The 24870-nt window shown below is 71.8% G+C and carries 26 protein-coding genes; 11 read left to right on the forward strand and 15 right to left on the reverse strand.

The window, feature by feature from the left end:
• Positions 1-1827, reverse strand: a complete 1827-nt coding sequence (locus BGO91_RS16225) for a glycoside hydrolase family 2 TIM barrel-domain containing protein (RefSeq protein WP_366925299.1) — start codon at positions 1825-1827, stop codon at positions 1-3.
• Positions 1828-1892: 65 nt separating this feature from the next.
• Positions 1893-2903: a LacI family DNA-binding transcriptional regulator gene (locus BGO91_RS16230; protein WP_290473759.1), complete on the reverse strand. Its 1011-nt coding sequence runs from the start codon at positions 2901-2903 to the stop codon at positions 1893-1895.
• Between the two features lie 153 nt (positions 2904-3056).
• Here BGO91_RS16230 and BGO91_RS16235 point away from each other — a divergent pair, with 153 nt between their 5' ends.
• From BGO91_RS16235 to BGO91_RS16250, 4 genes are read left to right on the forward strand one after another with little or no spacing between them, the layout of a single operon-like run.
• Positions 3057-4367, forward strand: coding sequence for an ABC transporter substrate-binding protein (locus tag BGO91_RS16235; RefSeq protein WP_290473760.1), 1311 nt, complete (start codon positions 3057-3059; stop codon positions 4365-4367).
• Positions 4357-5334 carry a carbohydrate ABC transporter permease gene (locus BGO91_RS16240; RefSeq protein WP_290473761.1) on the forward strand — a complete coding sequence of 326 codons (978 nt, stop codon included), beginning with the start codon at positions 4357-4359 and terminating at the stop codon, positions 5332-5334. Before BGO91_RS16235 ends, BGO91_RS16240 begins: the two co-directional genes overlap by 11 nt.
• The gene (locus tag BGO91_RS16245) at positions 5331-6242 is read left to right on the forward strand and encodes a carbohydrate ABC transporter permease (RefSeq protein ID WP_290473762.1); all 912 of its coding nucleotides are present in this window, start codon (positions 5331-5333) and stop codon (positions 6240-6242) included. Before BGO91_RS16240 ends, BGO91_RS16245 begins: the two co-directional genes overlap by 4 nt.
• Positions 6239-7237, forward strand: coding sequence for a glycoside hydrolase family 43 protein (locus BGO91_RS16250; protein WP_290473763.1), 999 nt, complete (start codon positions 6239-6241; stop codon positions 7235-7237). Before BGO91_RS16245 ends, BGO91_RS16250 begins: the two co-directional genes overlap by 4 nt.
• Positions 7238-7312: 75 nt before the next feature.
• Here the strand turns inward: BGO91_RS16250 and BGO91_RS16255 are convergent, their stop codons facing one another.
• Positions 7313-8089, reverse strand: a complete 777-nt coding sequence (locus tag BGO91_RS16255) for an alpha/beta fold hydrolase (RefSeq protein ID WP_290473764.1) — start codon at positions 8087-8089, stop codon at positions 7313-7315.
• 119 nt (positions 8090-8208) lie between these two features.
• Here BGO91_RS16255 and BGO91_RS16260 point away from each other — a divergent pair, with 119 nt between their 5' ends.
• Both BGO91_RS16260 and BGO91_RS16265 read left to right on the forward strand, forming a co-directional pair.
• Positions 8209-9198 (forward strand): methyltransferase dimerization domain-containing protein, encoded by a 990-nt coding sequence (locus BGO91_RS16260; protein WP_290473765.1) that lies wholly within the window; start codon positions 8209-8211, stop codon positions 9196-9198.
• Positions 9199-9217: 19 nt separating this feature from the next.
• A complete protein-coding gene (locus tag BGO91_RS16265) occupies positions 9218-10153 on the forward strand; it encodes an MBL fold metallo-hydrolase (protein ID WP_290473766.1) in 936 nt (311 codons plus the stop codon).
• Here BGO91_RS16265 and BGO91_RS16270 read toward each other — a convergent pair.
• The 5 genes from BGO91_RS16270 to BGO91_RS16290 form a co-directional block, all read right to left on the reverse strand.
• Entirely contained in the window at positions 10140-10733 is a 594-nt protein-coding gene (locus tag BGO91_RS16270; RefSeq protein ID WP_290473767.1) for a TetR/AcrR family transcriptional regulator, read from the reverse strand. The genes BGO91_RS16265 and BGO91_RS16270 overlap by 14 nt on opposite strands.
• 58 nt (positions 10734-10791) lie before the next feature.
• Positions 10792-12477, reverse strand: coding sequence for an amidohydrolase (locus tag BGO91_RS16275; RefSeq protein ID WP_290473768.1), 1686 nt, complete (start codon positions 12475-12477; stop codon positions 10792-10794).
• Positions 12474-13301: a molybdenum cofactor biosynthesis F family protein gene (locus BGO91_RS16280; RefSeq protein WP_290473769.1), complete on the reverse strand. Its 828-nt coding sequence runs from the start codon at positions 13299-13301 to the stop codon at positions 12474-12476. Before BGO91_RS16280 ends, BGO91_RS16275 begins: the two co-directional genes overlap by 4 nt.
• 122 nt (positions 13302-13423) lie before the next feature.
• A complete protein-coding gene (locus BGO91_RS16285; protein WP_290473770.1) occupies positions 13424-14134 on the reverse strand; it encodes a helix-turn-helix domain-containing protein in 711 nt (236 codons plus the stop codon).
• A 28-nt stretch (positions 14135-14162) separates the two neighbouring features.
• On the reverse strand, positions 14163-14465 hold the full coding sequence (locus BGO91_RS16290; RefSeq protein WP_290473771.1) for a DUF1905 domain-containing protein: 303 nt from the start codon (positions 14463-14465) through the stop codon (positions 14163-14165).
• A 113-nt stretch (positions 14466-14578) separates the two neighbouring features.
• Here BGO91_RS16290 and BGO91_RS16295 point away from each other — a divergent pair, with 113 nt between their 5' ends.
• Both BGO91_RS16295 and BGO91_RS16300 read left to right on the forward strand, forming a co-directional pair.
• Complete coding sequence (locus tag BGO91_RS16295; protein ID WP_290473772.1) at positions 14579-14977, forward strand: hypothetical protein; 399 nt, start codon at positions 14579-14581, stop codon at positions 14975-14977.
• 151 nt (positions 14978-15128) lie between these two features.
• Positions 15129-15713, forward strand: coding sequence for a hypothetical protein (locus BGO91_RS16300; RefSeq protein ID WP_290473773.1), 585 nt, complete (start codon positions 15129-15131; stop codon positions 15711-15713).
• 21 nt (positions 15714-15734) lie between these two features.
• Here the strand turns inward: BGO91_RS16300 and BGO91_RS16305 are convergent, their stop codons facing one another.
• Positions 15735-17204 carry a lipase maturation factor family protein gene (locus BGO91_RS16305; RefSeq protein WP_290473774.1) on the reverse strand — a complete coding sequence of 490 codons (1470 nt, stop codon included), beginning with the start codon at positions 17202-17204 and terminating at the stop codon, positions 15735-15737.
• Positions 17205-17295: 91 nt separating this feature from the next.
• Between BGO91_RS16305 and BGO91_RS16310 the strand changes: the two genes are divergently transcribed.
• Positions 17296-17748, forward strand: coding sequence for a hypothetical protein (locus BGO91_RS16310; protein WP_290473775.1), 453 nt, complete (start codon positions 17296-17298; stop codon positions 17746-17748).
• A 7-nt stretch (positions 17749-17755) separates the two neighbouring features.
• Here the strand turns inward: BGO91_RS16310 and BGO91_RS16315 are convergent, their stop codons facing one another.
• Positions 17756-18487 (reverse strand): endonuclease/exonuclease/phosphatase family protein, encoded by a 732-nt coding sequence (locus tag BGO91_RS16315; RefSeq protein ID WP_290473776.1) that lies wholly within the window; start codon positions 18485-18487, stop codon positions 17756-17758.
• A 95-nt stretch (positions 18488-18582) separates the two neighbouring features.
• Here BGO91_RS16315 and ligD point away from each other — a divergent pair, with 95 nt between their 5' ends.
• Positions 18583-19602, forward strand: coding sequence for a non-homologous end-joining DNA ligase (gene ligD / locus BGO91_RS16320; RefSeq protein WP_290473777.1), 1020 nt, complete (start codon positions 18583-18585; stop codon positions 19600-19602).
• A 93-nt stretch (positions 19603-19695) separates the two neighbouring features.
• Here ligD and BGO91_RS16325 read toward each other — a convergent pair whose 3' ends face one another.
• A complete protein-coding gene (locus BGO91_RS16325) occupies positions 19696-20766 on the reverse strand; it encodes an ATP-dependent DNA ligase (protein ID WP_290473778.1) in 1071 nt (356 codons plus the stop codon).
• A gap of 117 nt (positions 20767-20883) precedes the next feature.
• Here BGO91_RS16325 and BGO91_RS16330 point away from each other — a divergent pair, with 117 nt between their 5' ends.
• Complete coding sequence (locus BGO91_RS16330) at positions 20884-21348, forward strand: SIP domain-containing protein (RefSeq protein ID WP_290473779.1); 465 nt, start codon at positions 20884-20886, stop codon at positions 21346-21348.
• Here the strand turns inward: BGO91_RS16330 and BGO91_RS16335 are convergent.
• The 4 genes from BGO91_RS16335 to BGO91_RS16350 all read right to left on the reverse strand — a co-directional run.
• A complete protein-coding gene (locus BGO91_RS16335) occupies positions 21311-22207 on the reverse strand; it encodes an SDR family NAD(P)-dependent oxidoreductase (protein WP_290473780.1) in 897 nt (298 codons plus the stop codon). The two genes, BGO91_RS16330 and BGO91_RS16335, sit on opposite strands and share 38 nt — an antisense overlap.
• Positions 22204-22605 (reverse strand): Fe-S oxidoreductase, encoded by a 402-nt coding sequence (locus BGO91_RS16340; protein ID WP_290473781.1) that lies wholly within the window; start codon positions 22603-22605, stop codon positions 22204-22206. Before BGO91_RS16340 ends, BGO91_RS16335 begins: the two co-directional genes overlap by 4 nt.
• Complete coding sequence (locus BGO91_RS16345; protein WP_290473782.1) at positions 22602-24053, reverse strand: NAD(P)/FAD-dependent oxidoreductase; 1452 nt, start codon at positions 24051-24053, stop codon at positions 22602-22604. Before BGO91_RS16345 ends, BGO91_RS16340 begins: the two co-directional genes overlap by 4 nt.
• A 54-nt stretch (positions 24054-24107) precedes the next feature.
• Positions 24108-24870, reverse strand: a 763-nt coding sequence (locus BGO91_RS16350) for a crotonase/enoyl-CoA hydratase family protein (RefSeq protein WP_290473783.1), incomplete at its 5' end; no start/stop codon positions are given.

The raw sequence follows: 24870 nt of genomic DNA on the forward strand, positions 1-24870 counted from the left end.
TCAGGAGGCCTGGCCGAGCACCATCGCGCGGATGCGCTCGATCGGGGCCTTGGGTCGGCGGTCGTCGGTCACGAGACCGTTGGTCTCCTGGCCGGTGTCCGCGAGCTGGGTGTAGCAGAAGCCGGCGAGCACCGGGCTCGCGTGCGTCGCCGCCAGCAGCGCGCCCACGCGCTCGGCGAAGTCCTCCGGGCTCGACGCCGCCGAGTAGCCCCACGCCCCGTCCACGTCGTGCGCGCGGTCGACGAACGAGACGCCGCCGAACTCGGTGAGCATCACGGGAGCCTCGGGGTCGCGCGCGCCGCGCACGAGCATCCGGCGACCGGCGGGGCCGACGCCGTCGACGAGCGCGTCGATCGCCTCCGCCGACCCGTAGCGGGCCGCGACGACCTCCCCGGACGCCTCGTAGTCGTGGATCGACAGGATGTCGGAGTCGACGTGCTCCCAGCCGTCGTTCGAGATGACGGGACGGGACGGGTCGAGCGCCCTGGTCAGCGAGACGAGGGAGGCGGCGTACTCCTGCATCCGGGGGTCGTGGGCGATGTGCTGCACGCCCCAGCTCTCGTTCAGGGGCACCCAGGTGACGATCGAGGGATGCGAGAAGTCGCGGTCGACGATGTCGGTCCACTCGCGCACGGTGCGGTTCACGGCCGTCGGCGTGAACTCGTACGCGGCGGGGGACTCGCCCCAGATCAGGAGGCCCAGTGTGTCCGCGAAGAACAGGAACCGGGGGTCCTCGTACTTCTGGTGCAGGCGTGCGGCGTTGAAGCCGAGGTCTTTGATGAGCTGGGCCTCGGCCCGCAGGCCCTCGGCCGACGGCGCGGCGAGGTGCGACTCGGGCCAGTAGCCCTGGTTCAGCACCGACCGCACGTAGTACGGGCGGTCGTTGAGGAGGAACCGCCCGCGGGCCACGGCGGCGGAGCGCAGGCCGAGGTACGAGTGGACGGTGTCGGCCCCGAGCGTGACCACGGCGTCCAGGAGGCGCGGGTGCTCGGGCGACCAGAGCAGTTCCTCGTACCCCTGGCCGTTGCGCTGCTGGGGGAGCGGCACGGTCGCCTCCACCGCGCGTCCGGTCGCGGGCACGGTGACCGTGCCGAGCGGCCGGCCGTCGTAGCTCAGGGCGATGGCGAGCTCGGCGCCCTCCCGGGCCGGCCGGCTCAGGCGGATGCGCGCCGCCACGGTGCCGCCGACGAGGTCGGGGGTCCAGTGGATGCGCTCGATCGCCACCTCCGGGACGGCTTCGAGCCAGACCGGCTGCCAGATCCCCGTGGTGCGGTGGTACCAGATGGAGTGCGGTTCGCGGTGCCAGTCCTGCTTGCCCCGCGGTTGCGACAGGTCGGCGGGGTCGTCCTCCGCCCGCACCACGATCGGGATGCCCGACGGGTCTCCGTCGTGCTGCGCGGCGGCGAGGAGCTCGGTCACGTCGAACGAGAACGGCGACCCTCCGCCCTCGTGCTCGCCGGCGAACCGGCCGCCGACCCACACCATGGCGCGGTAGTCGACGGCGCCGAAGTGCAGGATCACGCGGGGCGCGTCGTCGCGCACGCCGATGGCCTCGAGATCGCCCGCGCCGATCGTGCGGCGGTACCAGACGACCGGGTGGAATCCGGTGTCCCCGATCCCGGACGACGGCGACTCCGGCGGGAACGGGACGACGATCTCGCGATCGAAGCGCTCCGCGGCGCCGGCGGTGTGCCAGGACTGCGCGAGGCCCTCGTCCGCGTCGTCGTACGCGAAAGCCCACACGCCGCCGAGGTCGGACCAGTGCTCGCGCACCAGCTGAGGGCGCGGGTAGGTTCCATCGAGCGTGCGTGCGGCGGGGAAAGTCATGGAGACCATGGTGCCCTAGAAATGCAGCGCTGTAAAACAGGAAAGCCGACGAGCGCCGATGGCGGTCATTCGCTCGGCGCGCTCTCCCGCGTCACGAGGCGGTGGGGGACCAGCACGTGCCTGCCCATCGAGCTCAGTCCGTCGATGCGCTCGACCAGCATCGCGATCGCCTGCGTCGCGAGGGCCGTGAGATCGGGGGCGACCGTCGTGATGCTGGGGAAGGTGACCGCCGTCATCAGCGTGTTGTCCCATCCCGTGATCGCCACATCCTCCGGCACGCGGAGTCCGCGCTCCTGCAGGGCGCGCAGCGCGCCGATGGCGGCGAGGTCGTCGCGGCACATGACCGCGTCGAACCGCAGCCCGGCGTCCAGCGCGGCGCCGATCGCCGCGGCGCCGTCCACCGGGGAGATGGCGTCGCTCGGGATCAGGAGGGACGGGTCCGGGATGACGCCGGCCTCCTCCAGCGCCGACTGATACCCCGCGATGCGCAGCTCCGACGTGCGCGACAGCCGGCCGGGCTCGTGCCCGGCGAAGGCGATCCGGCTGCGGCCGAGGCCGAGGAGGTGCGCCGTCGCCTCGCGGGCGGCGGCCACGTTGTCGATCATCACGCGGTCGATGCTGAGCGGCGCTGCGCCCTCGCCCAGGATGACCATGGGGAGCGAGCTCCTGGTCTGCGCGAGCTCGGCCGAGCTCATCACGCTCGGCTGGAAGATCATCCCGTCGACCATCCCCGCCTCGATGCCCGAGACGGCGGCCCGCTCGCCCTCCAGGGTGGAGTCCGTCTGCTCGAGCAGCACCCGGTAGCCCTGCTCCTCGGCGACGTCGGACACCCGGCGGGCCAGCTCGGCGAAGTAGGGGAGCGTCACGTCGGCGAACGCCAGCGCAAGCAGTCCCGTGCGCCCGGTGGCGAGGCGGCGCCCCAGGAGGTTGGGCCGGTAGCCCAGCTCGTCGATGGCCTTCTGGACGCGCTCCCGCATCCGCTCGCTGACGTGCGGGTACTCGTGGACGACGTTCGAGACGGTCTTCATCGACACGCCCGCCAGCTCCGCGACGTCCTGCAAGCGCACACCCGCCACCGCGACTCCTCTCGTCGGGAGAACTCTACTGCGTCCGGGTGCGGATCCCGGGCCGTCGGCTCCGGTCGCTTGACAGCAAATTTCTAGCGCTGTAAATTCAGTCGGACGCGGACTCGTCCGCCTCGCGCCTGTCACTCAAGGGAGAGAAATCACATGAAGAAGCGATCTGCAGTGCGGGTCCTGGCCGCCGCCGTGGCCTTGGGCGTCGGTGTCGCACTCACCGCCTGCGGCAGCTCCGGCGGATCGAGCGGAGAGGTGGCGTCCGGCGACTACTCCGGACCCCAGGTCACGATCACGTTCTGGAACGGCTGGACCGGCGGCGCCGCCCCGGTGCTGGTCCCCAAGCTCGTCGACAAGTTCAACTCCGAGCACAAGAACATCGTCGTCAAGAACGTCCCCATGGAGTGGGCGGACCTGGCGAAGAAGATGCCGCTCGCCGTCAAGGCCGGCAAGGGCCCGGACGTCGCGGTCGCGCACGGCGACGACGTCGCCACCTACGCCGCCCAGGGGCTGCTCCTCAAGAGCGACTCGATCGTGAAGTCCCTCGGCTACAGCGCCTCCGACTTCCCGGAGGGCCTGATGAAGGCGGGCGCGTACAAGGGCGCCCAGTACGGCATCCCGTGGAGCGTCACGCCGCTCGGGCTCTACGTCAACAAGGACGTGCTGACCCAGGCCGGCATCGACCCCACGACCATCCCCGCCGACAAGGCCTCGTACATGGATGCGCTGGCCAAGCTGAAGACGGCGGGCATCCAGGGCGAGTGGGTCGACGGCTACGTCTTCACCGGCACGTTCGAGTTCGAGTCGTTGCTCTGGCAGTTCGGCGGCGACCTCTTCAACGACGACGTCACGAAGGCCACCTTCAACTCCGACGCCGGGGTGCAGGCGCTGACCCACATGGTCGACCTCATCAAGGAGGGCTACAGCCCGGCCAACGTCGCGCAGGACGGCAACATCAACGCGCTGATCGCCGGCAAGACCGCCTTCAACTGGAACGGCGTCTGGCAGACCACGAACACCGCGTTCGACAAGCTCGACTGGACCGCGGTCGCCGTGCCCCAGATCGGCACCGAGAAGGCAGTGTGGTCCTCCTCCACCCACTGGATGTTCCTGAACAACAAGGGCCAGGACAAGAACAAGACGGCCGCCGCTGCCACCTTCGTCAAGTGGATGAACGACAACTCGGCCAGCTGGCCGGACACCGGCGAGCTGCCCGCGAGCAACAGCGTGCGCAACGACCCCGCGCTGGTGCAGAAGTACCCGAACCTGAAGCCGTTCCTCGACGAGCTCCCGTACGCGCACTACGAGACCTCCGCCCCCGGCATCACCAACGTCACGGCGACCGTCACCACGGCGCTGAACGAGGCGGTCACCGGCAAGAAGTCCCCGAAGGAGGCCCTCGACGACGCCGCCGCGAAGGCCGACACGCTGCTGAAGCAGAACAAGCAGACCTATGGCGAATGAGCTGGCGGTAGAGGTGGCATCCCGGCCCGGCGCCGGGGTGCCGCCTCGGCGCGCCCGGCGCAGCACCCTCGCTGCGCCGCGCCGGACGAAGACGGCCTACCTGTTCCTGGCGCCGTTCCTCCTCCTCTTCCTGGTCTTCGTGGCCGGCCCGGCGGTCTTCGGCCTCTGGATCAGCCTCACGAACTGGAGCCCGTTCCGCGACACGCAGGAGTTCATCGGGCTCAAGAACTACCTCGACCTGTTCACCCCGGGCTCGGCGACCTCCGGCGACTTCTGGCAGTCGATGGGCGCGACCGGCATCTTCACGCTGGCGAGCGTCCCCTTCCTCCTGGTCATCCCGCTGCTGATCGCCCAGCTGCTCAACCGCAAGATCCGCGGCGGCACCGTCTTCCGCGCCGTGTTCTTCGCGCCGTACGTGCTCGGCGTCGCCGTCATCGGCGTGATCTGGAAGTACCTGCTCGACACCCAGTCCGGCATCGTGAACCACGTGCTCGGGATGCTGGGGCTCCCCTCCGACATCCCGTGGACCGTCGACGTGCCGTGGGTGTGGGTCTCCCTGGTCGGCGTCACCGTGTGGTGGACCCTCGGGTTCAACACGGTGATCATCCTGGCCGGCCTCAAGGGCATCAACGCCGACCTGTACGAGGCGGCGGCCCTCGACGGCGCCGGCCCGATCCGCACGTTCTTCAGCGTCACGCTGCCGGGACTGCGCCAGGTCATGACGTTCGTCGTGACGGTGACCATCCTCGCGTCGGCCAACATGTTCGGCCAGTCGTACATCCTCACCAAGGGCGGGCCGGGCAACGAGACCCGCACCGCGATCATGTACATCTCCGACCAGGGGCTGTCGCAGAACAACATGGCCGCGGCGTCCGCGATGAGCTACGTGCTGTTCGTGTTCCTCGCGGTCATCAGCGTCGTCAACTTCCGCCTGCAGCGGGAGCGCACGGAAAGGACACCGCGTTGACATCCGTCACCTCCCAGAAGCCGGACGCGAGCGCGGAAGGCGCTGCGAGCGCGGCGCCCGCGCGTCCGCCCCGGCGCCGGTCGCCCCGGCGGACCGCGGGCCGGGTCGTCCTCTACGTCGTCCTCGGCCTGATCACCCTGCTCATCGTGCTGCCGCTGGTGTGGATCGTGCTCACGTCGTTCAAGACCGACGGCGACGCCATCCGCAACCCGTTCTCCCCGTTCCCGGCGCCGTGGGCGATCGACGCGTACGTCACGCTCGCCAGCGGGCAGCAGCCGATCTTCCGCTGGTTCCTCAACAGCCTGCTCGCGGCGACGCTGCAGACGGCGATCATCCTGGTGACCGCGTCCGCCGCCGCGTACGCCCTCGCGCGCCTGGAGTTCTGGGGCAAGAAGATCGTGTTCGGCGCGATCATCGCTACCCTGCTCGTGCCGCCGGTCATCTTCCTCATCCCGAACTACCTGATCGTGCAGAACCTCGGCTGGCTCGACACCATCTGGGCCATCTCGATCCCGGGGGCGGCGAGCGCGTTCGGCGTGTTCTTCCTCCGCCAGTTCTTCGTCGGGCTGCCGGTGGAGATCGAGGAGGCCGCACGCATCGACGGCGCCGGCGACCTCCGGATCTTCCTGCAGATCGTGATCCCGCTGGCTCGGCCCGCGCTGGCGACTCTCGCCGTGCTGAGCTTCCTCGCCAACTGGAACGACTTCCTGTGGCCGGTGTACGTGCTGCTCAGCCCGGAGAACCTGACGCTGCAGCCCGGTCTCGCCCAGCTCCAGGGCGCGTACTCGACGCACTTCGCGATCGTGATGGCGGGTGCGGTGATCGCCTCCATCCCGGTGCTGATCCTGTTCTCGCTCGCGCAGCGCCACATCGTGGACAGCGTCGCGAGCTCGGGAGTGAAGGGGTGAGGTCGGCCGCGGGTGCGCGCGTCGCGGGATCGGCGGCGGCTGTCGTCGTCGTGGTCGCGGCGCTGGCCGGGTGCTCGGGCGGTGCGGGAGCGCCGGACGCGTCGGCCGCGTCGCCCACCGACACGACGGAGGCTCCGGCGTTCGCGATCGATCAGGACTTCGCCGACCCGGACGTGCTCGTCCACGATGGGACGGCGTACGCGTTCGCGACCAACACGCCCGGCTTCCTGGTGCGCTCGGCGACCTCCACGAACATGCGCGACTGGACCGTCTCGGAGTCGGACGCGCTCGAGGCTCTTCCGGCGTGGGCGCAGCCCGGCCGCACCTGGGCGCCCGAGGTGGCCGAGGTCTCGCCCGGGGCGTTCGTGCTCTACCTGACGGCTCAGGATGCCGCGTCCGGTCGCCAGTGCATCGGCACCGCGACGTCGAGTTCGCCGGGAGGGCCGTTCGCCCCGGCCTCCGGCACCGCCCTCGTCTGCCCGGTGGAGGCGGGCGGCGCCATCGACGCGGCGACCTTCCGCGACGACGACGGCAGCCTCCACCTGCTCTGGAAGACCGACGGCAACTGCTGCGACCTCGACACCTGGATCGAGACGGCCCCGCTCTCCGCCGACGGGCTCAGCCTGACCGGGCCGCCGGTGCAGCTGCTGAAGCAGGACCGCGCGTGGGAGGGCGATCTCGTCGAGGCTCCCGACCTGGTGAAGCGGGACGGCGTCTACGTTCTGTTCTTCTCCGCCAACGACTACGGCGGCGACGACTACGCGATCGGCACGGCGACGGGGTCGTCGCTGTCGGCGCCGTTCACGTCGCAGGAGAAGCCGTTCCTGACCTCCGCGTCGAAGGCGGGGACGTTCCACGGCCCCGGAGGCCAGAACGTGGTCACCTTCGACAGTCGCGACTGGCTCGTGTTCCACAGCTGGGACGACGCGTACGCCTACCGCGGCATGCTCGTCCGCCCGCTCACCTGGGATGGCGCGACCCCCGTCCTCGGCTGACCTCCCCTCCCGATTTGGCCCAAATGTCGAGCATGGCGGCGCCATTCGCGACATTTGGGCCAAATGTGCGGGGGCTCAGGCGAGAAACGTCAGGGCGGCCTCGCGGAACTCGGGGGAGTGGAGGGCGCCGAGGTGGTCGCCGGGCACGCGGACGAGTCGCGCGTCGGGGATGACGGCGGTGAGCCCGTCGAGGCCCTGCGTCATCGGGTCGTCGCTGCCGGCGGCGAAGAGCGTCGGCACGTCGGGGCGGGAGGCTGCGGGCCCCTCGGGCGCGAACGGCTCCGACCCGAGGCCGGCGATCAGCGCGAGCAGCGAGTCGGTGTCGCGCCCCGCGCCCGACACCATCCCGGCCATCATGCCGGCGAACGGGTCGGCCGGCGGCTCGCCGTCGACGGCGCGCGCGACCGCGACGACGTCGACGCCCGCGAACGGCTCGAACGGGCTCAGTCCGCCGAGCACGAGGCGCCGCACGCGGCCGGTCGCGGCGGGGAGCTCCCAGGCGAGGCGGGCCCCGAGGGAGTAGCCGATCACATCCACGCGGTCGGCCCCGATCGAGCGGATCACGTCGGCGACGGCGGTCACGACGGCGCTCGTCCGCCCCGCGTCGGCGCCCGGGACCGCGGGGGAGTCGCCGTGGCCGGGGAGGTCGACCAGGTACGCCTCGCGGCCCGCGGCGGCGAGGGCGTCGGCCCAATCGCCGAAGTCGGCGGCGGCGGAGGAGGCGAAGCCGTGCAGCAGGAGCACCGGCGGCAGGCCGGTCGGCGAGGGAGGGGCGCCGCCGCTCGCGGGGGAGTCGCCGCTCGCGGGCAGGTGGCGGACCGCGAGCGGGGACAGGGGTGTGGGAGCGGGCATCGTCGTCCTCCGGGTGGATTGTTTTTCTATGATAGTAGAAAATAAACGTCTCCATCGGTAGAGTCATCCCGATCCCGCCGGACGCCGCGCGTCCGCCATTCAACAGAAAGAGCGTGAACGTGACAACGACCCGTCCAGTGACGCCCGAGGCCATCGTCGACATCGCGATCGGCTTCATGGGCGCGAAGCAGCTCTTCGCCGCCAGCCGCGTCGGCCTGTTCGCCGCCCTCACCGAGGGGCCGCTCGACGCCGACGCCCTCGCCGCCGCCACCGGGGTGCCGCCGCGCCAGGCGCGCGTGCTGGCCGACAGCATGGCCGCCCAGGGCCTCCTGACCCGCACCGAGGGCCGCTACGACCTGGAGCCCGACGCGCGCGCCTTCCTCACCGGGGAGAGCGCCGAGCTCGACCTCGCGCCGTTCCTCGCGTTCCTCGGCACCACGAGCTACACGCAGTGGCTGGGCTACGACTCCACCGTCGACACCGACGCCCCGGGCGTGCTGGAGCTGGACGAGTCGGGCTGGGGCGACTTCCTCGCCGGCGTCATGCGCTACAACGAGCTGCACGCCGCGATGCTGGGCGACGCGTTCGACTTCACCCCGTACCGCTCGGCGCTCGACCTCGGCGGCCTCAGCCCCGCCTTCGCCGTCGAGGGTCTGAAGGCCAACCCCGAGCTGCAGGTCCGCTTCGTCTTCGACCCGGCGTCCGTCGACTCGGTCCGGGAGGCCGTCGAGGCGGCCGGATACGCCGACCGCACCACGGTCGAAGGCGCCGACACCGCGACCGCGCAGCCCGGCGGCGAGCACGATCTCGTGCTCGTCAACCACGTCATCCACCGGTTCGACGACGCGCAGAACCGCGCGATCTTCGCCAACGCCCGCGCGGCGGCAGCGGAGGGGGCGACGCTCGTCGTGCTCGACTTCTTCCTCGACGACGACCCGCAGCAGCGCAAGATCGACGCGCTGCACGCCGGCGAGTACTACAACATCGACGGCACCGTCGTGTACCCCGAGGCCACCGTGCGCGCGTGGCTCGACGCAGCCGGCTGGCGTGCCGAGCGCACCGTCGCTCTGCCGGGCAGCCCGCGCATCCTGCTCGCGACGGCCGTCTGAGCTCGGCTAGCGTGAGGGCATGGCCGCCCTCGAGAGCATCCGATCCGACGTGCACCTGGTGCGCATCCCGATGCCCGGCGGCGGCCTGCCCTTCTCGCTCTGCTATCTGCTGCAGGATGCGGCGGGCGGCGTCCACCTGATCGACCCGGGTTCGCCCGGGCCGGAGGCCGTGACCCTCATCGAGGACGCGCTCCGCGGCATCGGCCGTCGGCTCGACGACGTCGCGTCGATCCTGGTCACGCACCTCCACTCCGACCACGCCGGTGCCGCGGCGGCGGTCCGGGAGGCGACGGGCGCCCGGGTGCTGATGCACGAGCGGGAGCGGGACGCCCTCGCCGGGGCGGCGACCTCCGGTGGGCCGGAGGCCGAGACCCTCGATGCCTGGGGCGTCCCCGTCGATCGGCGGCCCGAGCTGCTCGCGCTGCCCGCTCTCCCGATCGCCGGCGTCGCCGCGCCGGACGGGGTGCTGGCCGACGGCGAGCTCCTGGCCCTCCCAGGCCGCCGCATCCGCGCGCTCTGGACGCCCGGCCACACCACGGGGCACCTCTGCTTCGACGACGAGGACCACGGCCTCCTCTTCACCGGCGACCACGTGCTCCCGACGGTGAACCCCGGGCTCGGTCTCGGCGGCCCGGCCGACGACCCGATCGGCGACGATCTGCGCTCGTTGCGCCGCATCGCCGACCTCGACCGCCTGGCGCTGCCCGGCCACGAGGCCCCGTTCACGAACCTCCACGACCGCTGCGCCGCGCTCGCCGAGCACCACCTGCGCCGGGCGCGGGAGGTCCGGGATGCACTGCGCGCGCGACCGCAGGCGACGGTCTGGGAGGTCGCCCAGGGCCTGACGTGGACGGGCGGCTGGTCCGCCCTCGCCGGGTTCACGCTCGCGTCGGCCCTCGCGCAGACCGCGATGCACCGCGCCTTCGTGCGGTCGGGCGCGCCTATCGCGTGGTGAGGCGCTGGAAGAACGCCTCGATCTGAGCCTCCAGCAGCGCCGGGGTCGACAGATCGGGAGCGATCAGGCTCATGATGTTCGCGCCCGCGTTGATGAGCACGATCTCGTCGACCAGCTGCTCGTCCGGCGTGGCGGTGACGATGTCGCCGTCCGCGCGGCCCTGGGCGATGTAGGAGGCGAGGCCCGCGCGCCAGGACACGAGGTGGTCGCGGTACGCCTGGTGCAGCTCCTCGTTCGAGAGGGCGCGCTCCCAGAAGCTGAGGAGCACGCGCCCGGCGGTGATCGCCTCCGGGGTGGTCGGGGCGGAGGCCTCCACGATCGCGCGCAGCGCGTCGAGGCCGGTCTTGTCGCCGACCGCCTGCTCCACGCCCCCGCTCATCATGCCGAGGGCGCGCTCGTACGTGCCCTGGATGATCTCGTCCTTGCCGGGGAAGTAGTGCTTGAGCGCGCCATTGGCGAAGCCCGCCTCGCTGGCGATCTCGCGCATCGTCGCCGCCTCCAGGCCGCCCTTGACGATCAGCCCCCAGGTCACGTCGATGATGTCGGAGCGTCGCTGATCGTGGTCGATCACCTTGGGCATGGTCCTCCACTCGTGGGACGGCACGGCGTTGTTCGTCCACAAGTGTAGGGGAAAGGTGTCACTCCCGACGGTGCACGGCGCGCCCCGCGAAGTAGGTCGCGCGCGGGCGCAGTCCCACCAGCTCGTCGACCGGGAGCGCGAAGGGGTCGTCATCGAACACCGCGAAGTCGGCGGAGAGGCCGGGAGCGAGGGAGCCCGTCGTGTCGGCGAGACCCATCGCGCGGGCGCCGTTGACGGTGAAGACCTCGATCGCCTCCGCCAGCGTGATGGCCTGCTCCGGCCCGAGCGTGCCGGGGCGGCGCCCGGACGGGTCGGCCCGCGTCACCAGCCCCTGGATGCCCTCCCATGGGTTCGGCGTCTCGCTCACCGGCCAGTCGGACCCGCCGGCCACCAGGGCGCCGGAGTCGAGGAGGGAGCGGTTCGGCTGCAGGCCGGCGACCTCCTCGGCCGGGCGCACCGTGCTGAGAGCGTCGGCGATGACCCCGGGGAACCACAGGAAGGGGGAGATATCGGCCGCGACGCCCAGCTGCGCGAACCGGGGGAGGTCCTCCGGCGCGATGAACTGGCCGTGCGCGATCTGGTAGATCGGCTCCGTGTGGCCCTCCGCGCGGACGGCCTCCACCGCATCCAGCACCATCCGCACCGACGCGTCGCCGGTGCAGTGGATCTTCGCGGAGATGCCCAGGGCGGCGGTGCGGCGCAGCCAGCCGAGCAGCTCCTCGGCGGGCATGGTCGTGCCGCCGTGCCAGGGCGCGCTGTCGTGCTCGTCGGCCGGGAGGTACGGCTCCAGGAAGGCGCCGGTGCGGGCCGGCGGGGTCCCGTCGAGGAAGATCTTCACGAAGTCGGGACGGTGGTGCTCGCCGGCCAGCTCCTCCCGGTGCGCGATGAGGGCGTCGCCGAGCTCCTCGTAGCCGAAGATCTGGTCGTTGACCGTCATCGACGACACGACCCAGGCGTCGAGCTCGCCGCGGGCGTCGAGCGTCGCGAGGGCGCGCATCTGCGGTAGGGAGATCGCGGCGTCCTGAAAGGCGGTGATGCCGTACGTGTGCAGGATCTCGATCCCGCGTGCGGACGCGCGCACATCCTTCTCGGGCGTCAGGGCGACGGCGGGAGCCGCGACGGCCTCCACCAGCAGACCCGCCGCCTCCAGCAGCACGCCGCTCGGCTCCCCGGTCTCGGGATCGCGGAGGATCGACCCGGCGGCCGGGTCGGGCGTCGAGGCGTCGATCCCGGCGAGCTGGAGCGCGCGGGCGCTCGCCCATCGGTTGTGGTGGCTGTCGTCCGTCAGGAGCACGGGACGGCCCCCGGCCGCCGCGTCGAGCGCGTGTCGCGCCGTGGCGCGCCCGAGCGTGTCGAGGAGTCCCGTGCCCCAGCTGCTGCCGACGATCCACTCGTCGGGGCCGAGGGTCGCCGCCCGGTCGCGCACCGCCTCGACGATCTCGTCGAGGGAGGCCGTGTTCGGGAACGTCAGCTCGTAGAGCTCCGCGCGCCCGGCGTGCGCGTGGTGGTTGTGCACGTCCACGAGGCCCGGCATGGCGAAGCCGCCGGCGAGATCGACCGTCTGCGTGTCCGCGCCGCGGAAACGCTCGATCTCGGCGGCCGTCCCGACCGCCAGGATGCGGCCGTCCCGCACGGCGAACGCCTCGGCCCGGGAGCGCGCGGCATCGACCGGGTAGACGATGCCGCCGGTGACGATCAGGTCCGCGGTGCTCGTATCGACGGTACGAGGGTCGGCGGGGCTCATGCCGTCGCGGGGTCGTACTCGGCGGGGTGGACGGTGTTGCTCAGGAGGCGGCCGTGCGCTCCGAAGGTGAAGTGCGTCGGCACGTTCCCGCTCTCGTCGAGACCGAAGAGCACCCCGTGGGAGCGGAGGGCGCGCTGGTCGCGGTGGTCGGCGATCGTCACCGAAGCGCACGGGATGACCTTCTCGCGCCAGGTGAACACGAGGATGCCGGGCCGCACCTCCCACACCGAGCACTCGTCCGTGTCGGCGAGGCCGCGCTCGGGGCCGGCGAGGCACTGCCAGGTGTACCACTGCGGTCCGAGGTAGATGTGCTCGTACGCGTGCTCGGCGCTGTACTCCCACAGCACCCGCCGGCCCACGAGGGTCGTGGAGGGGGCGGGGGCCTCGCCGGTGGTCTCGAGCTCCTCGATCACCGACGGCACGAAGAGCTGCTTGACCGCGGTGTTGCCGGGGAGGTCCCCGCCGATCGCCTGGATGATCGAGAGCGCGCGCCCCGCGCGGAGGTCGAGGACGAGCGAGACCGCCTCCGACGGCTCGTACTCGTGGTGGAACTGCACGAAGTACAGGCCGTCGTCGACGAGGAACGCCTCGTAGTCGTCCGAGCTCGAGGTCTGCGGGATGGGGTCGCCCGCACCCGGGGTGTACTCCCACTCGACGCGGCGCTCGCTGAAGGTGTGCGCGATCCGCGTGCCGCGGTCGTCCACGAGCGTCACCGTCCGGCCGGACAGGTCGGTCGTGTGCGGCGCCTTGCTCGCGTCGAAGCCGGGGGCGAGGCCGTCGAGCGGCAGCCAGGTGGCGGTGTCGGTGAGGTCGTCGATGGGCATTGCGGGTTCCTTCCGTCGTCCGCCCAGTATCGGCAGCGTCCGACGCGAGGGGATAGCGCCCGGCGGAGGATGTGCGGCTGCGGTCAACCCTCGTTCCGCCGTCGCCAAGCCGACGCGGCCGCTCAGCGCAGTTCGGCCGCGATCGCCTGCGCGGCCTGGCGCAGCCGGTCGGCGACCGCCTCCACCTCGCGCCCGTTCGCCACGAACACCACGGCCACGGCCGCGGGTGCGCGGTCCGGGAGGACCAGCGGGACCGCGACCGAGGCGAGCCCCGGGATGACCTCGTCGTGGCTGGTCGCGAACCCGCGTTCGCGCGCCTGGGCGGCCTCGTCCCGCGGGTGCTCGTCGGGCAGGGCGCGCCACTGCGAACCGGTGAGCGCGGACTGGATCGCGATGCCCGGAGCGCCGGAGCCGAGCGGATGCCGGGTGCCCGGACGCTGCACCACCGTCGCGTGGGCGTGCGACGGCTCGACGCTCACCAGCGTGACGACCTCGTGCCGGTCGAGCACCGCGACGAACGCCGTCATCGACAGGTCGTTCGCGATGGCGGTCAGCTGCGGCAGCGACGCGGACTGCAGGTCGCGCGAGACCGATCGCGCAAGCGTGGCCATGCGCGGGCCGAGCTGCACGGCGCCGGCGGCGTCGCGGACGACGAGCCCGTGATCCTCCAGCGTGCGCAGGATGCGGTACGCGATCGAGCGGTGCACCCCGAGCGCGTCGGAGAGCGCCGCGATCGTCATCGGGTCCTCCGACTCGGCCAGGATCTCGAGCAGCCGGATGCCCCGCGAGAGCGTCTGCGAGTGCGGCGCGCTCTGCTCGCCCGGTCGGTCCATGAAGCCATTCTGTCCCATCCCGGAACGGCTACAGCAGCGTCTCGACCCCGAGCCGCACGCGGTCGCCGAGCCCGACGCCCTCGGCCTTCCTGATGTCGCCCTTGATCGACACGATGTACGCGCCCTCCGCGCTCTCCGGGAAGATCGACGTCGACCAGCGCGAGGAGCCCAGCGTCATCATCACCTTGACCGAGCCGAACCCGGCCGGGGGATGCGGCTGCAGCCGGATCTCCTCCGACACGTCGTCGGGCAGCCGCGCGAACACCCACAGGTCGCGCCGGGCCTCCCACCGGAACAGCTCGGCCTCGAACTCGTACCGCACTCCCGCCATGCCTCCACCCTGGCATGGACCACCGACATCCACCCCCTCCCGTTCCCCGCACCCCGGCCGGTAGGGTGACCGTGATCGGCTCGACACCGCGCCCGTTCCCCGAGGAGGCCCCCATGCCCGCCAAGCGCCCCGGCTCGGTGACGTTCGTCGCCGTGCTGACCTACATCAACGGCGTCCTGAACATCATCGGCGGCGTGGTCGTGCTGTTCACGCGCGAGTCGGCGCCCGGCGCGGAGACCGCGGGCGGTCTCGCCGGCATCACCACCTCGGCGATCGTCTCGATCGTGCTCGGCATCGTCACCCTGATCGTCGCCCGCGGCCTCCTCAACGGCAGCAAGGTGTCGCGCGCGCTCGTGACCCTCGTCATGATCCTGAACCTGATCAACGGCGTCCTGCTCCTCTTCACGCTGCAGGTCTTCAGCGGTGTCGTGGACATCGTGTGGGTGATCATCGTGCTCTCGCTGCTGTTCACGCGCCGCGCGAACGCGTTCTTCAACGGGCAGCCGGCCTGAGCGGTCCCGGCCGTCCGGCCGGATCGGAGAGAATGGTCTCGGGCGCCGCCGCCGCGTCGTCCGCGGGCGCTCCCGCACGACGAGATGGGAAGGGTGGACTCCGATGCGCTGGCCGACGTGGTTCCACCGGGGAGCCCCGAAGAGGAAGACGGTGCGCACCCGTCCCTTCGACGAGGACGCCCTGACCGCGCCTCCCGCACCCACCCTCGACCAGTCCGTCGAGGAAGGCATGCTCCTGGCGGAATACGCCACCCGCATGGCGATCAAGAACCACATCGTCGTCGACACCATCCAGTACGGCAACGACTTCGACCCCGCGCGTCACACGGGTGAGGCCGCCCGCATCCTGCGCGAGCTCGCCTCGGAGCAGGGGCAGGCCGCCGGCCGGATCGACGAGGAGCTCGCCGTCGCCACCGGCCTGCGCGGCGACGCGACGCACCCGCACGACTATCGCGACGTCGACCTCGCCAACCTGAACCTGCGCAAGTCCGCCGCTCTCGAGCTCGCTCAGCAGCTGCGCGCCAAGGCGGACTCGGAGGAGCAGCTCCTGGCCCTGGTCGAGCGCGGCCGGCAGGACGCCTGGGACGACGTCGGCACGGCCATCGAGGCCGGTCTCGACGCGCTCTCGGGCGTGGAGGCCCTGCGCGACGACTACGAGCGGGAGAAGCCCGCGCGCCTCAAGCTGCTCATCTGGCGCGACCTGGCGAAGCTCCAGGAGGAGCGCACGGGGTACTGAGTCGTCACAGGCCCGGTGCGGTCAGCCGCGCAGCGAGACCGGCGGCACCAGCGTCCCGACCTCCGTGCGGACCCAGCGGTCCCCGGTCGCCCGCTTCTCGGCGCGCGTCGTGAACCGGTAGAGGTGCATCGTCGCCCGCACGGCGCGCGGGGCCTCGCCGCCGAACGGATCCGCGCGCAGCAGACGGAGGGTCGGGCGATCGGCCTCGAGCAACCGCAGCAGGAAGCCCTGGAACCAGGGGGAGTCGCGCGAGCCGAGCGCGAGGAACCACATCAGCCAGTCCAGGCGCAGGTGGTACGGCGCGAACTGGCGCGGGAGGCGGCGCACGTCGCCCGGTTTGCCCTTGAAGGCGTACTCGCGCCAGTCGGCGTGCGGATCGTGCGGGTCGTCGGCCGTCCCCTCGACGGTGACCTCGTAGCGCTCGCGCGTCACGCTGCCGAACGCGCCATAGGCGTTGACGAGGTGCCAGCGGTTGAAGCTCGCGTTCATCAGCTGGCGGCGCCGGAAGAGGTTCCGCAGCGGCGGCCAGCTGAGCACCAGCAGTCCCGCCGTCACCAGCAGGACGGCCACCGCGTACCAGACCGGGATGCCGCCGGCGCCGATCCCGCCCAGCCGGGCGCCTCCGTCCGCCCACGAGAGCGCCCAGGACCACACCGGATCGCTGACCGCCGAGAACGCCAGGACGATGGTGATCACGTTCAGCCAGGCGAAGTTGCCGGTCGCGACCAGCCACAGCTGCGTCAGCACCACCACGGCCGCCGCCGCGCTCGCGACGGGTTGCGGCAGGAAGAGCAGCCACGGCACCACGAGCTGCGCGAAATGATTCCCCAGCACCTCGATGCGGTGGAACCACTTCGGCAGGAGGTGCGCCGTGCGGCTGAGCGGGTTCGGCATCGGCTGCGTCTCGTGGTGGTAGTAGAGCGCGGTCAGATCGCGCCAGACCCGGTCGCCGCGCATCTTGATCATCCCCGCGCCGAACTCCAGCCGGAACACCAGCCAGCGCAGCAGCACGATGATCGTGATCGGCGGTGCCGTGTCAGCGGCCCCGAGGAACGCGACCGTGAAGCCCGCCTCGCAGAGGAGGCTCTCCCAGCCGAAGCCGTAGAAGGTCTGGCCGATGTTCACGATCGACAGGTAGAGGTACCAGATCACGAGGAACAGCGGCACGAACAGCCAGGTGGGTAGCAGTTGCGGCAGTCCGAGCACGACGAGCGCCGCGAGCGTCGCGCCGCTCCAGGCGACGGCGCGCAGCAGGCGGTCGGAGTAGATCGCCTGCCCCTTCCTCCGCCAGCCGAACAGCGTCGGCTGCGCGCGACCGTACGCGGAGCGCAGGAAGCGCGGGGCCGGGAGCAGGCCGTGCTCGCCCAGCAGGGCCGGGAACTGGTTCGCCGCCGACACGAACGCGACGACGTAGAGCACGGCGACGCCGCGAAGCAGGATCTCCCGCGCGATCGTGTACTCGCCGCCCGCGAGCCACCCCAGCAGATCCATCCGTCACCACCTCGCGTCCGCGCTCTGGCCGTCCCCCTCCGCTCCTTCGTACGCTCGAAACCACAGGCAACACAATCGGGGGGAAGAGTTCATGCTGCACGTTTCCATGGTCGGCCACGCCTTCGCGGAGGTCGACGCGACACTGATCACCATCGACGACGCGGCGCTCGTCTGCTGGTCCGCGGCTGGGGAGGAGCCGGTGGCCCGCTACGGGCTCGAGCAGGTGCTGAGCGTCCAGCTCGTGCAGCCGCTGGTCGCCGAGCCGGAGCCCGCGTCGTCGCGCTCGAGTCCGGAGCATCCGAACGCCTTCCGGCGCTGGACGCCCGAGCAGGAGGCCGCTGTCGTCGACGCGTACCGCCGCGGCGAGACGTTCGACCAGATCGCGGCCGCTGCCGGGCGCCGCGTCGGCGGGGTGCGGGCGCGGCTCATCGCGCTCGGGGTGATCGAGCCGGATCCGACGGATCGGCTGCGGTTCCCGGTGAGCGCTCCCGACCGTGGAGCGGCGGCGCCGGGAGGGGCGGAGACGGTGAGGGAGGCCGGCTAGCGGCGGTTCAGGCCGCGCGCTCCGCGTCCAGGCTGATCGCGCGGTGGTCGGAGGCCCCCGCGGGCAGCACGTCGACGCGCTCGATGTCGAACCCGGTCGAGGTGACGAAGTCGAAGTAGCCGGTGAAGAACTTGTACCGCAGGTAGGTCGGCTCGGTGCTGCGCATGAGCGTGTAGCCGCTCGTCGTGAGGCTGCGCTCGAGGCCGTTGATGAACCACGGGTAGTTGAAGTCGCCGACCATGATCGCCGGAGTGTCGGGGGCGAGCGAGCGCATCCCCTCGTGGGCGGCGGCGATCTGCTTGCGGCGCAGCGAGTTCGAGGCGGTCAGCGGGGCGGCGTGGAAGGAGCCGACCAGCACGTTGTCGCCGCTGTCGCGGTCGCGCAGGTGCACGGCGAGCAGACGCTCGTGCGCGGGGGCGAGCACGCGGTCGTGCAGGGACTTGTGGACGGCGAAGACCTGGGTGTTCAGGATCTCGTAGCGGTCGTCGCGCACGTAGACGGCGAGGCCCAGGCGGTTGGCCCGCGTCGCGTCCGCGAGGCTCAGGTGGTGGAGGCGCTCGGGGAGGACGTCCGTGTCCGCTTCCTGGAGGCACAGGGCGTCCACCTCGTGGGTCAGGGCGATGTCGGCGAGTTCGTGGCCGGCCGCATGCTTGCGGAGGTTGTAGCTGATGATCCTCAGGGCGATGCACCTCATCTCGTGGTCCGGCCGCTCGGGGCCGCGGTCGGACGCGCTTGTCATTCTGGCCCAACTCGGCGGCGACGCCGGAGGGCGGGCCGCATCCCACATGGAATTCACACCCTGGTCATCGGGCGTTCGAGCGGTACGGTGGTGCCATGGCAGGCGACGCGGTTGTCCTCACCGTCCCGGGTCCGAGCGGCGACCGGGAGGTGCGCATCTCGAGCCCCGGCCGGGTGCTCTGGCCCGAGCTCGGCATCACCAAGCTCGACCTGGCGAACTACCTGGTCGCGGTCGGCGAGGCGTTCGTGCGGGCGAACGGCGACCGCCCGGTGTCCCTGCAGCGCTTTCCCGAGGGGATCGACGGCGAGCAGTTCTTCTCCAAGAACCCGCCTCGCGGTGCCCCCGACTACGTCCGCTCGGTGATGGTCGTCTACCCGAGCGCCCGCTCGCACCCGCAGCTCGTCATCGACGAGCCCGCGGCGGCGGTGTGGGCCGCGCAGATGAACACGGTCGTGTTCCACCCCTGGCCGTCGCGCGCGGAGGACTCCGACAACCCCGACCAACTGCGCATCGACCTCGACCCGCAACCGGGGACCGACTTCTCCGACGCCATCCCCGCGGCGCTCGAACTGCGCAGCGTGCTGCGGGAGGCAGGCCTCGACGCGTTCGTGAAGACCTCCGGCAACCGCGGGCTGCACGTCTTCGCCCCCATCGCCCCGGTGCGGGAGTTCCTCGACGTGCGCCACGCGGTGATCGCGGCGGCGCGCGAACTCGAACGGCGCATGCCCGACGCGGTCACGACCGCGTGGTGGAAGGAGGAGCGCGGAGAGAAGATCTTCGTCGACTTCAACCAGGCCAACCGCGACCGCACGATGGCCGGCGCCTACAGCCCGCGCGCGCTCGCCCACGCCCCCGTCTCCACGCCGATCACCTGGGACGAACTGCCCGACGTCGACCCGCGCTCGTTCACCGTGCTCAACCTGCCCGAGCGGCTCGCCACGGTCGGCGACCCGTGGGAGCGCTTCGGCGAGGAGCCGGGCAGCATCGACGTGCTCATGGAGTGGTGGCAGCGCGACCTCGACGACGGGCTCGGAGAGCTGCCGTTCCCGCCCGACTACCCCAAGATGCCCGGCGAACCGCCGCGCGTTCAGCCGAGCCGGGCGAAGAAGGCCTAGCCACCGGAGCGGAGGCGGCTGGAGCCCACGCGGCACGGCCGGACGCGGCACGGCCGGACGCGGCGCGAGCGGAGCCGGCGCGAGCGGATCGGCTCAGGTGAGGACGTCGCCGAGGTCGTAGGCCACGGGCCGGTCGAGCTGATCGAAGGTGCAGGAGCGCGCCTCGCGGTCGGGGCGCCAGCGCTCGAACTGCGCCGTGTGGCGGAAGCGCATCCCCTCCATCTGGTCGTATCGCACCTCCAGCACCCGCTCGGGACGAAGCCGGACGAACGACACATCCTTGCCGGACGAGAACCGGCTGCGTTCCGTCTCACCCTTCACGGCCTCACCCGACGCGTCGCGCTCGACCAGCGGCTCCAGCTCGTCGATCAGAGCGAGCCGCGTGGCGTCGCTGAACGCCGAGACGCCGCCGACGTTGCGGAGCGTGCCGTCGGAGTCGTAGAGGCCGAGCAGCAGGGAGCCCACGCCGCGCCCGCTCGCATGGATGCGGTAGCCGAGCACGACGACGTCGGCGGTGCGGTGGTGCTTGATCTTCAGCAACGTGCGCTTGTTGGGGGCGTACGGTCCCGCCAGCGGCTTGGCGACGACGCCGTCGAGCCCCGCACCCTCGAACTCGACCAGCCACTTCCGGGCGAGCTCCACGTCGGTCGTGGTGCGGGTCAGCGCGATCGGCGCCGGGACGGCGGCGGCGAACTCCTCGAGCGCGGCCCGGCGCTCGCCGAAGGGGCGGTCGAGGTAGGACTCGTCGCCGAGTGCGATCAGGTCGAACGCGATGAAGGTCGCCGGCGTCTCCTCGGCGAGGAGCTTCACGCGGCTGGCCGCGGGGTGGATGCGCTGCGAGAGCGCCTCCCAGTCGAGCCGCTGGCGGCCGGGCTCGCCCGTCGGGACGACGATCTCGCCGTCGAGCACGCACGGACCGGGCAGCAGCCGCCGGAACGCCTCGACCAGCTCGGGGAAGTACCGGGTGAGCATCTTGGAGCCGCGGCTGCCGATCTCGACGGCGCCGATGGTCTCGCCGCCGCCGGGCTCGGCGTAGACGATCGCCCGGAAGCCGTCCCACTTCGGCTCGTAGCTGAGGCCGCCCTCCACGCTCTCCGGATCCGGGACCGCGGGGACGGCCTTGGCGAGCATCGGGGCGACGGGTGAGTCCGGCGTTGGGCGCATGCCTCGATCATCCCGCGCGGGTCCGGCGAGGGGAAGGGCGAGCTGGCTGGGCGTCGGCTTCGAGGTCGTGAACCCGCAGTTGAGGTTAGGTAAGCCTGCCCTATACTCGATAGCGAGATGCACCGACCCGACCATTCCTCCCACACCGCCGAGACGGCGCACCACGACGACCGCGTGCAGTTCCTCGTGGTGGGCGACGAGTCCTCCCTCTCCGAGGTCGAGGCCGAACTGGCTCTGCTGCCGCTGTGCGCGCGCGGCCGGGTGTTCCTGGAGGTCGAGGACGCCGACCACATCGCCGCCATCTCGGCGCCGATCCGGATGACCGTGACCTGGCTGACGCGTGCGACGCGCTCCGGTCGGCCGGGGACCGGCGAGCGCTGCGCCCGCGGCGAGGCGGCCACGCGTGCCGTCCGCGCGTGGGCGACGGAGATGCTCTGCGACGGTCCCGGAGCCACTCAGGCGATCGTGACGGGCGGCTTCTCGCTGCTGACCGAGGTGCGAGAGCTGCTCGTGGCCGAGGTCGGGATGGCGCGCGACGCGGTGGTCACACCGGAGCGCCCACACCGACCAGCGTCTGTGTGATCGCCCAGAGGTCCCGCCCGAGCTGGGCGTCCTTCGCCTGTGCCGTCGTGGCGCCGTTGACGGTGAACCGGTCGAAGTAGGTCCCGCTGGGTGCGAGCACCGGCGATTCCGCCGCCAGCCTGACCAGCGGCGCCGCTCCCTCCGCGACCGGGATGCCGTAAGTGCCGCGGGTCACGAGGGCGCCGAACCGGATCAGCGGCGACGTGCGCCCGAAGTTGGTGGCGATCGTGCCGGGGTGGAACGAGTACGCGGTCACGCCCGTCCCGGTGAGGCGTTCGGCGAGCTCGACGGTGAAGAGGATCGTCGCGAGCTTGGCGGTGCCGTAGGCGCGCCAGCCGCCGCCCCAGCGGCGGTGCTCCCAGTCGAGGTCGTCGAGGCGGAGGGTGCCGAACCGGTTCGCGAGGCTGGCGGTGTTGACGACGCGGACGTCGCGCCCGAGGGCGGCGGTCTCCTCCAGGCGGGGGCGGAGGAGGTGCGTGAGCAGGAACGGCGCCAGGTGGTTGTTCTGGATGGTGCGCTCGTGCCCGTCGACGGTCAGCTCGCGCCGGTGGTTGAGGCCGCCGGCGTTGTTCGCGAGCACGTCGATCGTCTCGTAGCGGTCGAGGAGGGCCGAGGCGACGGCGCGCACGTCGTCCAGCCGCTCGAAGTCGGCCAGGAACGGCGTCGCCCCGATCCGCTCCGCGATCGCCCGCGTGCGCTCCGGGTTGCGACCGACGACCGCGACCTCGTTGCCGAGCGCCGAGAGCTGCTCGGCCGCGACCGTGCCGATCCCGGAGCTCGCGCCGGTCAGGACGATCGTGCGTCGCCGCGTGGCGCCGGTCGCGCTCTCGGCGCGCTCCGTTCCGTCTGTCTCGCTCAACGGTATCCGCCCTTCTCGAGGCCCGCCTCGATCTCGAATCGATTGCGCAGGGGGTCGCGCCCGGACAGCAGGTAGAGCAGCGGGAACACCATCCCGTAGCGCTGCCACTGCCGCTTGTGCACGGCCTCGTGCTCGAGCACGTCGTCGCTCACGTTCTGGTCGGTGAGGTAGCACTGGCCGACGCACGAGCCGCCGCGGCCGAACGTCCGTGCCGGCATCCCGCGGAAGACGAAGAGCCCCGCGCGGCGCTCGACCCGGCCGGTGCTCCAGATGAAGCCCCAGGTCAGGCCGACGGCCGTGGCGTACAGGTAGCCCAGCCAGCTGATCGGCGAGTCGAACAGCAGCCGCCCGAGCAGGCTGCGGTCGATCGCGTCGCCGATGCGGTCGCGGACGCTCACGAGGTGGGCCGGCCGTACGCCTCGAGCAGACGCAGCCAGACCTCGCTGATGGTCGGGTACGACGGCACCGCGTGCCACAGCCGGGCGAGCGGGACCTCGCCGACGACCGCGATCGTCGCCGAGTGCAGCAGCTCGCCGACGTCCTGCCCGACGAAGGTGACCCCGAGCACGACCTGGCGGTCCTCGTCGACCACCATGCGCGCCTGGCCCTCGTAATTGTCCGAGGCGATCGAGGCCCCGCTCACCGAGCCGATCGGATAGTCGACGACGCGGATGCGGTAGCCCGCCTTCTCGGCGGCGGCCGCGGTCAGCCCGACGGAGGCGACCTCCGGGTCGGTGAACGTCACCTGCGGCACCGACTGGTGGTCAGCGGTCGCCACGTAGGTGCCCCACGGCTCCAGGGACACGTCCTTGCCGTGAGCGCGCGCCGCGATCGCGTCGCCGGCCGCACGCGCCTGGTACTTGCCCTGGTGGGTCAGCAGCGCGCGGTGGTTCACATCTCCGACCCCGTAGAGCCAGCCGCCGTCGACCGCCGGCTCTCCGTCGGCGCCGACGACGCGCATGCTGTCGTCGACGTGCAGCCATCCGCCGTCCTCGAGCCCGAATGCGTCGAGCCCGATGCCGGAGGTGCGGGGGAGCCGGCCGGTCGCCACGAGGAACTCGTCCGTCTCGATCGTGCTGCCGTCGTCGAGGGCGATGCGGAACCGATCGCCCTCGATCCGCTCCACCGAGGTGGGGGAGACGTCGAGGTGCACCTTCGCGCCGAGCTCGCGCAGCGACGCGGCAACCGCCTCGCCCGCGAACGGCTCGTCGTTGGCGAGGAGCGCGCCGCGCGAGATCAGGTGGACCTCGGTGCCGAACCCGGCGTAGGCCGTGGCCATCTCGACCCCCACGACGCCGCCGCCGAGGATCGCCAGCGACACGGGCACGCGTTGCACGCTCGTCGCATCCCGGCTGGTCCACGGCTCGCTCTCCCGCAGGCCCGGGATGTCGGGCAGGAGCGCGGCGGAGCCGGTGCTGACCGCGACGGCGTGCTTCGCCGTCAGCACGGTGACGGTGCCGTCCTCCGCGGTGACGGTGACCTCCTTCGGGGCGGTGATGACCGCCCACCCGCGCACCAGGTCGATCCCCGCGCTCTCCAGCCAGGAGACCTGGCCGTCGTCCTTCCAGTCGCTGGTCATCCGGTCGCGCCGCTTGAGCACCGCCTCCACGTCGAGCGGTCCGGTGATCGCCTCGCGCACGCCGCCCACGCGGGAGGCCGCCCGGAGCAGGGCCCCGCTGCGCAGCAGCGCCTTGGACGGCATGCACGCCCAGTACGAGCACTCGCCGCCGACCAGCTCGGACTCCACGATCACCGTGCGCATCCCGCCCTGGACGGCGCGGTCGGCGACGTTCTCGCCGATGGCGCCCGCCCCGATCACGATGACGTCGTACTCGGTGCTGGTCATGCTGTCTCCTTCTGTGGTGTCCGGCTGTCGTGTCGAGCGGGTGGGGGAGAGGCCTCAGCGGCCAACGAACCGCGCCTCGGTGCGGGTCAGGAAGGCCTCCATGCCGATGCGGGCGTCCTCGCTGGTGACGAGTCGCACCAGCGTCGGCTGCAGCTCCGCCTCCGCTGCGGCGTCGCCCTCGCGCACGGCGCGCTTGGCGTTGGCGAGCGCGGCCTGCACGGCGAGCGGCGCCTGCGCGGCGATGCGCTCGGCGATCGCGAGGGCACGATCGAACTGCTCGCCGTCGTCCACGACCTCCTGGACCAGGCCGATGCGGTGGGCCTCCGCGGCGTCGAAGGTGTCGCCGGTCAGGATGTAGCGCATCGCATTGCCCCACCCGACGGCGCGGGGGAACCGCAGTGTGGCGCCGCCGAACGGCAGGATGCCGCGGGTGACCTCGATCTGGCCGAAGGTGGTCGAGCGGGCCGCGACGGCGATGTCGGACGCGAGGATCAGCTCGATGCCGAGGGTGAGGCAGGTGCCCTGGACCGCGATCACGACCGGCTTGGTCAGCGACGTGCCCGACACCTGCCAGGGGTCGATGGCGCCCTCATCGACGAACGAGAGCCCGTCCGCGCCGATCCGCGGGCCCAGGTCGGCCAGGTCCAGCCCGGCCGTGAAGTGGTCGCCGACCGCGTGCACGAGACCGACCCGCAGCTCCGGGTCGCGCTCCAGCTCGCCGTACGCGTCGGCGAGTGCGGAGAGCAGCTCGTAGTCGGCGGCGTTGCGCTTCTCGGGGCGGTTGAAGCCGATGAGCAGGACGTGGCCCCTGCGCTCG

Source organism: Leifsonia sp. 71-9 (assembly GCF_001898805.1).
GTDB lineage: Bacteria > Actinomycetota > Actinomycetes > Actinomycetales > Microbacteriaceae > Leifsonia.